Source organism: Sphingomonas sp. MMS24-J13, assembly GCF_044905095.1.
In the GTDB taxonomy this organism is placed as follows: Bacteria; Pseudomonadota; Alphaproteobacteria; order Sphingomonadales; family Sphingomonadaceae; genus Sphingomonas_I.
In genome coordinates, this window is sequence record NZ_CP173258.1 from 2,597,435 (window position 1) to 2,611,820 (window position 14,386).

The window sequence follows — 14,386 nt, forward strand, 5'->3', positions numbered from 1 at the left end:
TTTTGAATGCGTTGCGCGCGACTGCACGGCCGCACGCTCTATGGACGATGATATGGAGGGCGGCCCAATCGGACCGGCCCGGAAACGAATGGCACAGCGCCTTACTGGCGCCGGCGTTCCCCGAAAAAGCGACCGGGCCGATAAACGACCATCGGCGCAGGCGCCCGCCACGCAAGCTGGGGCGCGAAAGCCGCCTGCATCGCCCGCACCGGCGCGAGGGCGACGCTGGCGATCCCGCCGGGCTTGGCCGCGCTGACGCTGACGCTCGCCTCGACCGGCTGGGCCGACGCGGCCGCCCCTCCGACCACGCCGGTAAGCGCGGTCAACAAGGCTGACAGGAGGAGAAGCAGACGCATCGCTGCGTCATGTAGGTGATGGTTTCGCCTACGTCCATGATTCAGAGCACGACGGCGTGGTCGAGGCTGGTCTCGCTCGAACCGCCCCGCTAAACGCGCCGCATGAAGATATCCCCGCTCGCCACGCCGTTCCCACAAATGCCGCCGATCGCGGGGGTACGCGTCGCCGTCGCCCGCGCGCACTACAAGACGTGGGACCGCTGCGACCTCACCTTCGCCGCGTTCGAACCGGGCACGGTGGTCGCGGGCGTCACGACGAAAAGCAAATGCCCTTCGCCCGAGGTCGAATGGTGCCGCAACGCGCTCCCGCTCGGGCAGGCGCGCGCGCTGGTGGTGAATGCCGGCAACTCCAACGCCTTCACCGGCAATCGCGGCCGCGCGGCGGTCGAAGCGATCGCGGCGCGGGTCGCGGGCGCGCTGCAATGCCAGCCTTCGGACGTGTTCGTCGCCTCGACCGGGGTGATCGGCGTGCCTTTGCCGATCGACAAGGCCGAGGCCGGCATCGACGCGGTGCTGCAGGCCGATGCGGCCGACTGGCGGCAGGCGACCGACGCGATCGGCACCACCGATACGTTCGCCAAAGGTGCATCGACCACGGCGACGATCGATGGTCGCACCATCACTTTGGTCGGCATCATCAAGGGTTCGGGCATGATCGCGCCCGATATGGCGACGATGCTCGGCTTCCTCTTCACCGATGCCGCAATCGAGCCGGCCCTGCTCCAGCAGATGATGGACCGCGCCAACGCCAGGACCTTCTCGTGCATCACGGTCGACGGCGACACCTCGACTTCGGACACAGTGCTCGCCTTCGCCACCGGCAAGGCGGGCAACGCACCGCTCGCGACGATCGAGGATGAGGGCGCCGAGGCGTTCGAGACCGCGCTGACCGATCTGTGCCGCCAGCTCGCGCAGCTCGTCGTGCGCGATGGCGAGGGCGCCACCAAGTTCGTCGCGATCACGGTTGAGGGGGCCGAAAGCGACAGATCGGCGCACCGCATCGCCATGTCGATCGCCAATTCGCCGCTGGTGAAGACCGCGATCGCGGGCGAGGACGCGAATTGGGGTCGAATCGTCATGGCGGTGGGCAAGGCGGGCGAGCCCGCCGAGCGCGACAAGCTTGCGATCAGCTTCGGCGCCACCCAGGTCGCGCGCGACGGGCTGGCGGTCGAGGGCTATGACGAGGCGCCGGTCGCGGCCCACCTCAAGGGGCAGGATATCGAAATCGGGGTCGATCTCGGCCTCGGCGAGGGCCGCGCGACCGTGTGGACCTGCGATCTCACCCACGGCTACATCTCGATCAACGCGGATTATCGCAGCTGATGGGCGAGGGCTGGACGGGCGGCTGCGCCTGCGGCGCGGTGCGCTACCGCCTCGCCTCCGCACCTTTCGATGCGGGCTGGTGCCATTGCCGGACGTGCCAGCGCAATTCGGGCAGCCCGGCGATGGCGTTCGCAAGCGTCCCGGTGACCGATTTCGCTTTCACCACCGGCGCGGAGACGGTCGGGCGCTTCGCCTCCAGCGAGACCGGGCACCGGTTCTTCTGCACGCGCTGCGGAACACCGCTGCTGATGCGGGATAATGAGGGTGCCGCGACGCTCGATTTCTCGCTCGCCACGCTCGACGAACCGGATCGCGCCGTGCCCGGGTTCCACATCTATTATGCCAGCCGCATCGCGTGGGCGCCCGCAGCGGACGCCATGCCCCGTCACGACCGCGGCCGTTCGGAAGGAACGACATCATGACACCGCACCCGCTCAACGACGCCGTCACCGCACTGATGCGCGACGTAGCGGCGCGCATCGTGATGCCACGCTTTCGCCAGCTCGCCCCATCCGAAATCATCGAGAAGGCGCCCGACGATCTCGTCACCATCGCCGATCGCGAGAGCGAGATTGCGTTGGGCGAAGGCCTGACCACACTCCTGCGGAACTCGCGCGTCGTCGGCGAGGAAGCCTGCGCCGCCGATCCGGCCATCATCGACACGATCGGCGCGGGCGCCGTATGGATCGTGGATCCGATCGACGGCACGCACAATTTCGCAAGCGGCCACCCCCCCTTCGCGATCATGATCGCGCTGGCCGAGGACGGCGAGACCCAGGCGTCGTGGATCCTCGATCCCGTGACCGATCAACTCTGCCACGCCAACAAGGGTGGCGGCGCATCGATCGATGGCGAACGGGTCATCGCGCGCGGCAGCGGTGGGGCGCTGCCGGTGGCGGGCCTGTCCTTCACCTATCTGCCCAAGGATATAGCCGCCGACATGCAGGCGCGTGCAGACGGCAAGCTGGAATGCGCGCCGATCCCACGCTGCGCCGGGGAGCAATATCCGCGCATCGTGCTGGGGGTGAACGACATATCGATGTTCTGGCGGACCTATGCCTGGGATCATGCCCCGGGCGCCCTGTTCGTCACCGAAGCGGGCGGCCGCGTCGCGCGCTTCGACGGCACGCCTTATGCGCCGACCCAGACCGGGACCGGGATGATCGCGGCGGCGACGCCCGAACTATGGGACCAGGCCGCCAGGATCTTGGTGGGATAAGCTGAACGCCCTCTCCCCTTGGGAGAGGGAGTCCGGCGTCGCCGCCACCAGGGCGGCCGTATAAGGATCGCGCGGTCGTTCCAGCACATCGCCGGCCGCGCCTTCTTCCACCACGCGGCCGCCCCGCATCACCAGCACGCGATCAGCAAAGCCGCGCACCAGCCGCAGATCGTGGCTGATGAAGAGGTAAGCGATTCCCAGATCCGCTTGCAGCCTGAGCAGCAACGCGACGATCTCCGCGCGCACCCCCATGTCGAGCGCGGTCAGCGCTTCGTCGAGGACCATGATCGCAGGCTTGAGGATCAGCGCGCGGGCGATGGCAATCCGCTGACGCTGGCCGCCGGAGAATTGCGAGGGCAGCCGATCGGCCGCGTCGGCGGGCAGGCCGACCTGCGCCAGAACCTCGGCGACCAGCGCTTCGCGCTCCGCCTGAGAGGGCCGATCGTCGCGGAGATGGAGCGGCTCGCTGACGATCCGGCGTACCGTCTGGCGCGGATCGAAGCTGGCAGCGGGATCCTGGAACACCGCCTGGATCTGGCGCCGCATCGCCCGCAACTGCGGGCCGCGCGCACCGAGCCATGGCTGCCCCGCGATGGTCACTATTCCCGCATCGGCGCGGTCGAGCCCGAGCACGAGTTGCGCCAGTGTCGATTTGCCCGATCCGGACTCGCCGATCACGCCCAGCGTCTCACCCCGCCGCAATGTCAGGTTTACCCCCGCCACGCCAATGCTGGCAGCACGGCGGAAACGGCCGGCACCGTAGAGGCGGGAGACCTGGCTTACCTGCAAGATCGGTTCGCCCTGCGGAGATGCCCGCGCGATCGATGCGGCCCGCAACGGATCGGTCATCGCGCGCAGCGCCGGCGATTGCGGCGCGCCCAGCAGCAAGCGCGCATCGCCTTGCTCGGCCACCGTACCACCATCTAACACCACCAGCCGGTCCGCAATGTCCGCAACGAGAGCCAGATCATGGCTCACCAATAGCAGCCCGACCTCGCGCTCGCGCACCAGCCCACCCAGCAGATCGACAATCCCCGCCTGTGCGATCGGATCGAGCGAAGCGGTCGGCTCGTCGGCAATCAGCAGTTCGGGCGCGGCGGCGATCGCAATGGCGATCGCGACCCGCTGGCGCTGACCGCCCGAGAGGCTGTGCGGGTAGCGTGACGGCGCCAGTTCGAGCCCAACCCGCGCGAGCAGCGCCACGACCTCGGCGGCGATCGCCGCTTTCGACAGATCGGTGTGGCGCGCCAGCACCTCGCCGATCTGGCGCCCGATCGACATAGCCGGGTTGAGCGCGGTCGCCGGCTCCTGGAACACCATCCCGATCCGCCGACCGCGCACATCGCGCAGAGCGGGTTCGTCGAGCACCGTCCCATCCAGCCGGATCGTGCCGCCGATGGCGGCCATATCGGGCAACAGGCCCGGAATGGCGTGAGCAAGCGTCGATTTGCCCGAACCGGAAGCGCCGACCAGGGCCACGACCTCGCCGCGCTCGACCGTCAGCGAGACGCCTTCGAGCGCGTGGATCGCGCCATAGCGCACCGCCAGATCATCGATCGCAAGCAGGCTCATGACCGTTCGATCCCCAGCCGTCCACGCAGCGCTTCGCCGGTCAGGTTGATGCCGAGCACGGTCAGCAGGATGGCGAGCCCCGGCAGCAGGACAAGGCGCGGGGCCACCCCGATCAAGGTCTGCCCGTCGGCGAGCATCCGTCCCCAGCTGGCATAAGGCGGCTGCGCACCCAGCCCGAGGAAGGACAGGCCGGCCTCGGCGATCAGCCCGAGCGAGAGCTGCACCGCCGCCTGCACCAGCAACGGCCCAGCGACATTGGGCAATACGTGCTCGATCGAGATACGCGCCGCCCCCTTCCCTGCCAGCCGCGCGGCGAGGATGAAATCGCGTGCCCAGATCGATCGTGCGGCGGCGCGGGTCAGGCGGGTGAAGACGGGTACGTTGAACAGGCCGATCGCGATGGCCGCATGGGTCGCGCCCGGCCCCGCGACCGCCACGATCAGCAACGCCAGCACCAACGCCGGAAAGGCGAACACGATATCGGCCAGGCGCGCGATCGTCTCGTCGATCCAGCCCGGTCGAGCCGCCGCGAGCAGGCCGAGCGGCACCCCGCCCGCCAGCCCGATCCCCACCGCGAGCAACGCCACGCCGAGCGAGGGCCGAGCGCCTGCCATCAGCATCGAGACGAGATCGCGGCCATATTGATCGGTGCCGAGCGGATGCGCCGCCGAACCGGGCGCGAGCCGGTGCGCGATATCGAGCGCACCGACATCGTAAGGCGTCCAGACGAAGGACAGCAGCGCCATCGCACTGATGAGGATCACGATGGCCGGGCCGACAATCCGCGTCATCACCGTCGCACCACCCGCGGATCGGTCAACATCTGCGCGACGTCGATCAGGAAGCTCGTCGCGACCGTCGCCAGCACGAGCAGCATCGCCACCGCCTGCACCGTGATCAGATCGCGCCCGCCGATCGCCTGCAGCACCAGCCGCCCGAGCCCGGGCAGATAGAAGACATTCTCGACGATCACCCCGCCCGCCAGCAGGAACGGGAATTGCAGGCCGATGATGGTCAGGATCGGGGCGGCGGCATTGGGCAGCACATGCCGCCACAGGATCGCGTTCGGCCCGATCCCCTTGGCGCGCGCGGTGCGGACATAATCGCGCGCCAGTTCCTCGCCGAGGCTGCCGCGCGCGACCCGCGCGATCACCGCCGCCTGCGGCAGAGCCAGCGCGACCGTCGGCAGTGTCAGCGCGGCGAGCGCTGGACCGATCCCGCCATCCCAACCAGGGAAGCCGCCTGCGCCGACCCAACGCAACCGTACCGCGAACAGGAGGAGAAGCAGCATCGCGAGCCAGAAGCCGGGCATCGCAAGCCCAAGCTGCGCGAGCGCCCCGACCAGCCGGTCGGCCCACCCGCCCGGCCGCCGGGCGGCAAGCAAGGCCGCCGGCAGGCCGGTCGCGACCGACAGCAGCATCGCGAGCCCCGCCAGTGGCAGCGACACCGCCAGCCGCGACGCCAGCAGATCGCTCACCGGAATGCGATAGGTGTAGCTCGATCCGAACGATCCGTGCGCCAGCCCGCCGATCCAGGCGGCATAGCGGTGCACGGCCGAGCCATCGAGCCCGAGTTCGGCACGCAGGCTCGCCACCGCACGCGGGCTCGCTTCCAGCCCCATCATGAACTGCGCGGGATCCCCCGGCGCGATCTGCAACACGAAGAACACGAACAGGCTCGCCCCCACCAGGGTCAGCGCAAGGACGCCGAGCCGCCGTACGAGCCAGCGCAACCCGGTCGCCCGCCCGATCGCCGCGAGCGCGATCAGACCGATTGCGGCAGCCGCCCAGCCCCATCCAGCACCCCGGCCACGCTCGTTTTCACCACCGGCATCGTCGCCGGCGAAGCGCGTGGTGGTAAAGTCGATCGCCTGCAGCGGCGTGTTGACCCACATATGAGTCAACCGCGCATCGGCGACGCTCAGATGCGGGAACTGGAACAGGAAGGCGTTGACCGCATCCTGCGCGATCCGTCGCTGGATATCGCCGAGCAATATGTGGCGCTCGCCAGCATCGGTCGACGCCTGCAGCTTCGCCAGCAACGCACGGATCGCGCTGCCGTCATAGCCGAAATAATAATTCGGACGGCCATAGATGGCATAATCGGCCGGCTCGGCATGGTTGACGATCGTCATGTCGAAATCGTGCCGCGCGAACACCGCGTCGAGCCATTGCGGCCATTCGACCGGAACGATCGCCGCCCTGATCCCGACCGCGCGGAGCTGCGCCGCAACGATCTCGCCCGATCGCCGCGCATAAGCGGGCGGTGGCAGCTTGAGGGTGATAGCGAAGCCGTGCGGATAGCCCGCCTCGGCCAGCAACGCTTTCGCGCGCGCGGGATCGTGCGGATAGAGCCCGGTGAGATCGACATAGTCGGGATTTTGCGGCGGAAAATGGCTGCCGATCGGCCGTCCATAGCCGAACATAGCGCCATCGATGATCGCCTGCCGGTCGATGGCCAGCGCGATCGCGCGCCGCACGCGCAGATCGTGGAGCGGCCCCGTCCGGTTGTTGAGCGCGAGGATGACCTCGCCCTCGGTCGGCGCGGTGGTGACGCGCAGCGTCGGATCGGCGCGGAACTGCGCCAATTGCTCGGGCGCGGGATAATCGGGGAAGAGATCGATCTCGTGCGTCTTCATCGCCGCAAAGGCGGCGGCGGGATCGGAGACGAAGCGGAATTCGACGTGCTTAAGGGCGGGTTCGGCGCCCCAATAATGATCGTTGCGAACCAGGATCAGCCGATCGCCGCGCCGCCAGCTTTCATAACGAAACGGGCCGGTGCCGATCGGGCCGGTTGCGAGCGCGTTGACCGATCCCGGCGCGACCATCGCGCAATCGCCCCATGCCAGCAGGGTCGCGAAACCGGCATCGGCCAGCTTGAGACGGATGCGGACGGTGAGCGGATCGACCCGATCGACGCCCGCGATATTGCCGAGCGCCTGCGCCTGCGCGTTGGTCGAATCGGGCCGGATCGCGCGCATGAGACTGAAGGCGACGATGGAGGCGTCGAACGGCGTACCGTCGCTGAAGCGCACGTTGGGACGGAGGTGGAAGACGTAGCTGCGCGCGTCGGGCGCCATCGTCCAGCTTGTCGCCAGCAGCGGCACCGGTTGGCCGGTGGCGTCGAGCGTGGTGAGGGTCTCGAAGATGGTGCGATAGGTGACCTCGTCGACGGCGGCCGCCGCGCCCGAGGTGGGATCGAGGGTCGGGGGTTCGAGCTGGAGCGCGACGACGATGCGGTCGCGGGCGAGGGCGGGAGCGGCGAGACAAAAGATCGCACAGAGGAAGAGACGCAACAGCGCCCCGACCACCCCTCCGTCATGCTGAACTTGTTTCAGCATCCACCCTTTATCCGCACTGTCCGCGCGTGGCGCATGGTGGATGCTGAAACGAGTTCAGCATGACGAGTTGGCCCATTTGCTCGCCTCGTCCCTAGAACCGATACCGGGCCTGCACGCCGTAGCTTGCCGGGCGGCCCGGCGCGGCGATGTCGATCCCGCCGATGAAGAAGTTGCGCGTCAGATCGTAATGCTGGTTGAAGATGTTGCGACCATAGACGCCAAGGCTCCAGCGCCCGTCGGCCGCGCCATAGCTCAGCGATCCGTTGACCAGCCAGTAGGAATGGACCTTGAAGGTCGGCCCGAGCAGCACGGGATCGAGCGTATCGCGATAGGAATAATCGGTCGCGATCGTCACGTTGCGCGCCGCCCCTGCCGGTAGGGTGAGGGTCGCCGAGCCATTGTAGCTCCAATGCGGGAAGCCCTCGTCCTGGCCGTGCCGATCGGTGTAGACCGCGTGGCCGGCCGCAACGCTGGCGTCGATGTCGAGCCCCTGATAGCGATCGAATACGCCCTTCTTCCACGCCACGCCCTGCGTGATCTCGAGCACGCGGATCGGGCGCCAGGTAAGTTCGGCCTCGGCGCCATAGATATGCGCCTTGGGGGCGTTGACGATCTTGCCGATCGGGCCATCGAACAGCACGAAGCCGCCGGGTGCGACGACGGTCGTGTAGATCGCCGACTGCACCTGCTGATTGCGATAATCATAATAGAAGCCGGCGGCATTCAGCCGCACGCGATTGTCGGCGAACTGGCTCTTGAAACCGGCCTCGTAGGCCCACAGGCTTTCGGGCTTGAACGCGGTGAGCTGGTCGGGCGTCACCGTATTGTAGGCGGTGAACCCGCCCGATTTGATGCCGCGGCTGGCACTCGCATAGACGAGCGTGCCCGGCGTCAGCTGATATTGCGCCTCGGCCTTGCCCGAGACCTTGGTATAGCTGGTCGAACGCCCGACCTTGTCCCCCCAGCCCGAACAAGGGCACGGTGGTGGTGCTGAAATCGAGCAGATCGCGCTTCTCATGCTCGACGCGCAAGCCGCCGGTCAGCGTCAATTGGCCGATCTTGTAATCCGCCTGCCCGAAGCCCGCGATCGTCTGCGCATGCTGGCGATAGGTGGTGAGCGCGATATAGCCGGGCAGATCGGTGATGAACGCCTCGTGCAGGCGCTCGTCCGAATAATAAGCCCCGGTCACCCAGCGCAGCGGGCCGGTGCCGGTCGATGCCAGCCGCACTTCCTGCGAGAAGACCCTGGCATTGCTGTCATAATAGGCGCCCGCCAACGCCTGCGAAGTCGCGTCCCAATCCTCATATTCGCGGCGGTGGTAGCGCTCGTAGGCGGTCAGGCTGGTGAGCTTGGCGCCGCCCAGATCGAGATCGATCCGCCCGCTGGCGCCATCGCTGACGACATCGCGGAACGGCTTTTGCGAGGTGCCGACGCCGGTTGCCGCCTGAAAGCTTGGCGAGCCGCCCCAGCCGGTCGCGAAGCGATCGGTATCGGCGGGCATCGTACCCAAGGGCTGGAACAGGTAGAGCGCGCTGCCGTCCGACGTATCGCGCCCGTGCTGCGCCTGGACCAGCACGTCGAGCGGGCCGGAAGTGTAGGCGATCTGCCCGCGCACCGCCCAGCGATCGGCGTCGCCAATCCCCTGCCCCGTGTCGCGATTGTGCTGGAAGCCCCCACCCTGCTCGGTCGCTGCCGAGACGCGCACCGCAAAGCCGCCGCCGATCGGGCCCGATACGAACGCCTCGCCGCGAAACAGCCCGAACCGCCCGTAATCGGCATCGACGCCGGCCGAGAGATGGTCGGTTGGCCGCGCGGTGACGATATTGATCGCGCCGCCGGTGGTATTGCGCCCGTAGAGCGTCCCCTGCGGCCCACGCAGCACCTCGACCCGATCAAGATCGAACAGCAGCCCCTGCGTCTGGATCGGCAGCGGCTTGGCAATATCGTCGACCGTGATCCCAACCGGCGAGGCATTGTTCGACGCGTAATCGTCGAAGCCGACCCCACGCAGACGGAATTGCGGCTGGCCGCTGCCGAAGGCGGGAACCGCCTCCAGCCCCGGGGTCTGATATTGAAGCTGGTTGACCCCGGTCACGCCGCGCTGCGCCAGCGTGTCGCCGCCCAGCACCGACAGGGCCACGCCGATCGATTGCGCCGGCGCGATCCGCCGCTCGGCGGTCACGACGATATCGGGCAGCGCATCGTCGGCAGTGGTCGCCGCCTGCGCATGGACCGGCGCAGCCAGCCCGAAAGTCAGAGATGCCAGCGAGCAGGCGGCGACGAGCAGCGATCTATTTTGCATGATGCAAAATAAATGCGCCTGTAACGGCTATGCTGCAAGCGCTAAATTCGCATATTGCAAATTAGCGAACGCAAGGTTGCGCTGCAACTCGCATGGTGGAAAGGCATGGCGCGTGACGCGAAGCAATCCCAAAAGGCCGATCGACCGGGGCGCCCCCGCGGCGATCGTCGCCGCAAAGTTCGGCGGCCTCACCCGCTTTTCCGCCGCGATCGGCAAGCCGCCCTCGACCGTCCATCGCTGGCTGGTGAAGGGATTCATCGACGGCACGCATTATGCGGAGATCATGGCCGCCGCGCGGGTGCCGGGCAATCTGGTCGCCGGTGCGCGGCTGGTTCCGCTCGACTTCATCGATACGCGCCGCCCCGACGATCGCGCTGCGCCGGCCGTACCCCGCACGGGCCGCCGTCGGGCGGCGGATCAGATGCCGATCGTCGGATGGAGCCACACCCATTTCACCCGTCCCGACTGGGCCCGGCTGCGATCGGCGGTGCCGCTGACGCTCGACGAGGGCGACTTGCTCAAATTGCGCGGCACCAACGAGCCGACCTCGCTCAAGGAGGTCGAGGACATCTATTTGCCGCTCACCCGGCTGATCAACCTCCACGTCAATGCCGCCCAGGGGCTGGCGCGGGTCACTGACGACTTCCTTGGCCGTCCGCCGGCCAAACGCCCCTATGTGGTGGCGATCGCGGGATCGGTCGCGGTGGGCAAGAGCACGACCGCACGCCTGCTGCGGGCCCTCTTGTCGCGCTGGCCGGATACGCCGCGGGTCGATCTGGTGACCACCGACGGCTTTCTCTACCCCAACGCCACGCTCGAGGAGCGCGGGCTGATGGAGCGCAAGGGCTTCCCCGAAAGCTACGATGTACGCCGCATGATCCAGTTCCTCGCCGACGTGCGATCGTCGGGACAGGCCGAAGCACCTGTTTACTCGCACCACGTCTATGACGTGATCCCGGGCGAGGTCCAGCGGATCGACGCGCCCGACATCTTGATCTTCGAGGGCCTCAACGTCCTCCAGATCGGTGCCGGCCCGGACGGCTTCCGCGCGCCGTTCACCGCCTCCGATTTCTTCGACCTCTCCATCTATATCGACGCCGAATCCGCCGACGCCGCACGCTGGTTCGAAGAGCGCTTCATGGTGCTGCGCGCCACCGCCTTCCAGGACCCGACCGCGTTCTTCCACCGGCTGGCGGTGCTGCCCGAGGATGAGGCGAAGGCGATTGCGCGGCGCATCTGGCGCGACGTCAACGAACGCAATCTGGTCGAGAATATCCTGCCGACCCGGCCGCGCGCGGACGTGATCATCCGCAAGAGTGCGAACCATTCGGTCGATAGTCTGTGGCTGCGGAAGCTATAATCCGTCATTCCCGCGAAGGCGGGAATTCATATTCTCGAAGGTTCAGAGTTTATGGATTCCCGCCTCCGCGGGAATGATGTTTTATTTGAATGAAGCCTCGTAAACCTCAGGCTTGAACCCGACGATCGTTCGATCGCCCAGATCCGCCACCGGGCGCTTGATCATCGACGGCTGCGCCAGCATCAGATCGATCGCCTTGCCCGCATCGAGATCGCTCCGCTCGCTCTCGGACAGCTTGCGAAAGGTCGTGCCGGCGCGGTTCAGCACCGTCTCCCAGCCATGCTCGCCGACCCAGCGCTCGAGCGAGGCACGGTCGATCCCGGCTTTCTTGTAATCGCGGAAATCATACGCGACCTCATGGCCATCGAGCCATGTACGCGCCTTCTTCACCGTGTCGCAGTTCGGGATTCCATACAAAGTCAGGCGCACCGCTCACTCCACGAAAAGCAAGGCCGGCGTTTCGACCAGCCGCTTCATCGCCTGCACAAAGCTCGCCGCATCATGCCCGTCAATCACGCGATGATCGCAGGAGATGGAGAGGTTCATCATCTTCGCGACGACGATCGCGCCGTCCTTCACCACCGGCCGCTCGACGACCTTGTTCGGCCCGAGGATCGCCACTTCGGGCCGGTTGATCACCGGCGTCGCGGCGATCCCGCCGAGCGGGCCGAGCGACGACAGGGTGAGGGTCGATCCCGATAGCTCCTCGCTCTTCGCCTTGCCGCTGCGCGCAGCCTCGGCGAGGCGTTTCACCTCGGCCGCAAGCTGCCAGACGTTGCGCGATTGCGCGTCGCGGATCACCGGCACCATCAGCCCGGCGTCGGTCTGCGTCGCGATGCCAAGATGGACCGCGCCGAAGCGGGTAACGACATTCGCCTCGTCGTCGTAGCGCGCATTGAGCATCGGGAAAGCGGGCAGCGCCTTGCACGCGGCGACGATCAGGAAGGGGAGGATCGTCAGCCGGTCCTTGGCGCCGCGCGTCTCATTGAGATCGGCGCGCAGGGCTTCCAGCTTGGTGACCTCGAATTCCTCGACATAGGCGAAGTGCGGAATATGTCGCTTCGACGCCGCCATATTCTCGGCGATGCGGCGGCGCAGGCCGACCACCTTGATCTGCTCGTCGGGCCGCGCAGTGGCGGAGGGGCGATAGCCACGATTGTAGATGATGAAGGCATCGAGATCGGCGTGCCGGATGCGATCGCCTTCGGTTTTGACCTGCGCGAGATCGATCCCGAGTTCTTTGGCGCGTTCACGCACCGCGGGTGAGGCGAGTATCCTCTTCTTATCCCCGTTCGTCCCGAGCGACGTCGAGGGACCGCCGGCATCGCGCGAAGTCGATATGGGATTGTTTGAAGGTGGCGTTTCAACAAGGCGTGCCTCGGCTGCGCTCGGCGCTGCGGGTGCCTCGACTTCACTCGGCACGAACGGTTCCTCGGGCAACGCTACGCCTGCCGCCTCGTTCGGCGCGACCTCCACCAGCGGCTCGGCCGCCGCCTCGCCTTCGGCTTCGAACACCGCCAGCACCGATCCGATCGCGATCTGGTCGCCGACCTCGCCCGCCACCGCGACGATCCGGCCCGCCACCGGTGCGGTCATCTCGACCGTCGCCTTGTCGGTCATCATGTCGCACAAGGGATCGTCTTCGGCGACGATATCGCCGACCTTGACGTGCCACGCCACGATCTCGGCCTCGGCAATGCCTTCGCCGATGTCGGGCAGCTTGAATTCGGTGCGTGCCATCAGCCCTCCAGCAGCTTGTCGAGCGCGCGCTTGAGCCGCACAGGCCCGGGAAAATAGGCCCATTCCAGGCTGTGCGGGTAAGGCGTGTCCCAACCCGTCACCCGCGCCACCGGCGCCTCGAGCGAATAGAAGCAGCGTTCCTGTACCAGTGCCGACAGTTCGGCGCCGAAGCCCGAGGTACGGGTCGCCTCGTGCACGACCAGACAGCGCCCGGTCTTGCGCACCGACGCTTCGATCGCGGCGATATCGAGCGGCACGAGCGTGCGCAGGTCGATGATCTCGGCGTCGATCCCGGTCTCCGCGGCGACGCCGACCGCGACATGGACCATCGTGCCGTAGCACAGGATCGTCACCGCCTCGCCCTCGCGCACGATCGCCGCTTCGCCCAGCGGCACGCGATAATAGCCTTCGGGCACCGCGCTCGCGGGATGCTTCGACCATGGCGTGACCGGTTTGTCGTAATGGCCGTCGAACGGGCCGTTGTAGATGCGCTTGGGTTCGAAGAAGATCGTCGGATCATTGTCCTCGATCGCCGCGATCAGCAGCCCCTTGGCGTCATAGGGGGTGGACGGGATCACCGTCTTCAGCCCCGAGACATGGGTGAAGATGCCCTCGGGGCTCTGGCTGTGCGTCTGTCCGCCGAAGATGCCGCCGCCAAAGGGCGAACGCACCGTCAGCGGCGCAATATATTCGCCCGCCGACCGATAACGCAGTCGCGCCGCCTCGCTCACCAGCTGATCGAAGGCGGGGTAGATGTAATCGGCGAACTGGATCTCGGGCACCGGGCGCAGCCCGTAGGCGCACATGCCGACCGCGACGCCGATGATGCCGAGCTCGGAGATCGGCGTGTCGAACACGCGGGTCTTGCCATATTTGCCCTGCAAGCCCTCGGTTGCCTTGAACACGCCGCCGAAGAAGCCGACATCCTCGCCCATCACGACGATCGCCGCGTCGCGCGCCATCATCACGTCGAGCGCGGAATTGATCGCCTGGATCATGTTCATCGGCCGGGTGGTTGGGGCCTCGGTCATACGCCCATGCCGTCATTCCCGCGCAGGGGTACCCCACAAAGTAGTACTTTGTGGGGACCCCGAAGGCGGGAATTCATATGCTCGAGGGTTCGGAGGTTATGGATCCCCGCCTTCGCGGGGATGACTGCATTAGCAGGGTAAC

General features: G+C 67.0%; 12 protein-coding genes and 1 pseudogene. 4 read left to right on the plus strand and 9 right to left on the minus strand.

The features are described 5' to 3' along the window. Nucleotides 1-101 precede the first annotated feature (101 nt). Entirely contained in the window at nucleotides 102-356 is a 255-nt protein-coding gene (locus tag AB4Z44_RS12135) for a hypothetical protein (RefSeq protein ID WP_404709959.1), read from the minus strand. A gap of 102 nt (nucleotides 357-458) precedes the next feature. Between AB4Z44_RS12135 and argJ the strand changes: the two genes are divergently transcribed. Genes argJ through AB4Z44_RS12150 form a run of 3 tightly spaced genes read left to right on the plus strand, consistent with a single transcriptional unit; the run spans nucleotide 459 to nucleotide 2,898 of the window. After that, nucleotides 459-1,679: a bifunctional glutamate N-acetyltransferase/amino-acid acetyltransferase ArgJ gene (argJ, locus tag AB4Z44_RS12140; RefSeq protein ID WP_404709960.1), complete on the plus strand. Its 1,221-nt coding sequence runs from the start codon at nucleotides 459-461 to the stop codon at nucleotides 1,677-1,679. Beyond that, nucleotides 1,679-2,101, plus strand: coding sequence for a GFA family protein (locus AB4Z44_RS12145; RefSeq protein WP_404709961.1), 423 nt, complete (start codon nucleotides 1,679-1,681; stop codon nucleotides 2,099-2,101). The genes argJ and AB4Z44_RS12145 overlap by 1 nt, the downstream gene beginning before the upstream one ends. Then, the gene (locus AB4Z44_RS12150; protein WP_404709962.1) at nucleotides 2,098-2,898 is read left to right on the plus strand and encodes an inositol monophosphatase family protein; all 801 of its coding nucleotides are present in this window, start codon (nucleotides 2,098-2,100) and stop codon (nucleotides 2,896-2,898) included. Before AB4Z44_RS12145 ends, AB4Z44_RS12150 begins: the two co-directional genes overlap by 4 nt. Here the strand turns inward: AB4Z44_RS12150 and AB4Z44_RS12155 are convergent. From AB4Z44_RS12155 to AB4Z44_RS12175, 5 genes and pseudogenes are all read right to left on the minus strand, one after another. After that, entirely contained in the window at nucleotides 2,863-4,470 is a 1,608-nt protein-coding gene (locus AB4Z44_RS12155; RefSeq protein ID WP_404709963.1) for a dipeptide ABC transporter ATP-binding protein, read from the minus strand. The genes AB4Z44_RS12150 and AB4Z44_RS12155 overlap by 36 nt on opposite strands. Continuing rightward, nucleotides 4,467-5,261: an ABC transporter permease gene (locus tag AB4Z44_RS12160; RefSeq protein ID WP_404709964.1), complete on the minus strand. Its 795-nt coding sequence runs from the start codon at nucleotides 5,259-5,261 to the stop codon at nucleotides 4,467-4,469. The genes AB4Z44_RS12155 and AB4Z44_RS12160 overlap by 4 nt, the downstream gene beginning before the upstream one ends. Beyond that, complete coding sequence (locus AB4Z44_RS12165; RefSeq protein ID WP_404709965.1) at nucleotides 5,261-7,810, minus strand: ABC transporter substrate-binding protein; 2,550 nt, start codon at nucleotides 7,808-7,810, stop codon at nucleotides 5,261-5,263. The genes AB4Z44_RS12160 and AB4Z44_RS12165 overlap by 1 nt, the downstream gene beginning before the upstream one ends. A gap of 91 nt (nucleotides 7,811-7,901) precedes the next feature. Next, nucleotides 7,902-8,828, minus strand: a complete 927-nt coding sequence (locus AB4Z44_RS12170; RefSeq protein ID WP_404709966.1) for a TonB-dependent receptor domain-containing protein — start codon at nucleotides 8,826-8,828, stop codon at nucleotides 7,902-7,904. 871 nt (nucleotides 8,829-9,699) lie between these two features. Further along, nucleotides 9,700-10,113, minus strand: a pseudogene (locus AB4Z44_RS12175) (TonB-dependent receptor); the annotation flags it as partial. Nucleotides 10,114-10,225: 112 nt separating this feature from the next. On the opposite strand from AB4Z44_RS12175, the gene coaA reads away from it, so the two are divergent. Next, on the plus strand, nucleotides 10,226-11,473 hold the full coding sequence (gene coaA, locus AB4Z44_RS12180; RefSeq protein WP_404709967.1) for a type I pantothenate kinase: 1,248 nt from the start codon (nucleotides 10,226-10,228) through the stop codon (nucleotides 11,471-11,473). A gap of 81 nt (nucleotides 11,474-11,554) precedes the next feature. Here the strand turns inward: coaA and AB4Z44_RS12185 are convergent, their stop codons facing one another. Genes AB4Z44_RS12185 through AB4Z44_RS12195 form a run of 3 tightly spaced genes read right to left on the minus strand, consistent with a single transcriptional unit; the run spans nucleotide 11,555 to nucleotide 14,217 of the window. Further along, nucleotides 11,555-11,902 (minus strand): ArsC family reductase, encoded by a 348-nt coding sequence (locus AB4Z44_RS12185; protein ID WP_404709968.1) that lies wholly within the window; start codon nucleotides 11,900-11,902, stop codon nucleotides 11,555-11,557. 3 nt (nucleotides 11,903-11,905) lie between these two features. After that, the gene (locus AB4Z44_RS12190; protein WP_404709969.1) at nucleotides 11,906-13,213 is read right to left on the minus strand and encodes a dihydrolipoamide acetyltransferase family protein; all 1,308 of its coding nucleotides are present in this window, start codon (nucleotides 13,211-13,213) and stop codon (nucleotides 11,906-11,908) included. Continuing rightward, a complete protein-coding gene (locus tag AB4Z44_RS12195) occupies nucleotides 13,213-14,217 on the minus strand; it encodes an alpha-ketoacid dehydrogenase subunit beta (RefSeq protein ID WP_404714223.1) in 1,005 nt (334 codons plus the stop codon). Before AB4Z44_RS12195 ends, AB4Z44_RS12190 begins: the two co-directional genes overlap by 1 nt. Nucleotides 14,218-14,386: the final 169 nt, after the last annotated feature.

Excerpts from the sequence above, each read along its gene's own strand:
- AB4Z44_RS12135 (WP_404709959.1), bottom strand. The coding sequence starts at position 356 with ATGCGTCTGCTTCTCCTCCTGTCAGCCTTGTTGACCGCGCTTACCGGC.
- argJ (WP_404709960.1), top strand. The coding sequence starts at position 459 with ATGAAGATATCCCCGCTCGCCACGCCGTTCCCACAAATGCCGCCGATC.
- AB4Z44_RS12145 (WP_404709961.1), top strand. The coding sequence starts at position 1,679 with ATGGGCGAGGGCTGGACGGGCGGCTGCGCCTGCGGCGCGGTGCGCTAC.
- AB4Z44_RS12150 (WP_404709962.1), top strand. The coding sequence starts at position 2,098 with ATGACACCGCACCCGCTCAACGACGCCGTCACCGCACTGATGCGCGAC.
- AB4Z44_RS12155 (WP_404709963.1), bottom strand. The coding sequence starts at position 4,470 with ATGAGCCTGCTTGCGATCGATGATCTGGCGGTGCGCTATGGCGCGATC.
- AB4Z44_RS12160 (WP_404709964.1), bottom strand. The coding sequence starts at position 5,261 with ATGACGCGGATTGTCGGCCCGGCCATCGTGATCCTCATCAGTGCGATG.
- AB4Z44_RS12165 (WP_404709965.1), bottom strand. The coding sequence starts at position 7,810 with ATGCTGAAACAAGTTCAGCATGACGGAGGGGTGGTCGGGGCGCTGTTG.
- AB4Z44_RS12170 (WP_404709966.1), bottom strand. The coding sequence starts at position 8,828 with ATGAGAAGCGCGATCTGCTCGATTTCAGCACCACCACCGTGCCCTTGT.
- AB4Z44_RS12190 (WP_404709969.1), bottom strand. The coding sequence starts at position 13,213 with ATGGCACGCACCGAATTCAAGCTGCCCGACATCGGCGAAGGCATTGCC.
- AB4Z44_RS12195 (WP_404714223.1), bottom strand. The coding sequence starts at position 14,217 with ATGAACATGATCCAGGCGATCAATTCCGCGCTCGACGTGATGATGGCG.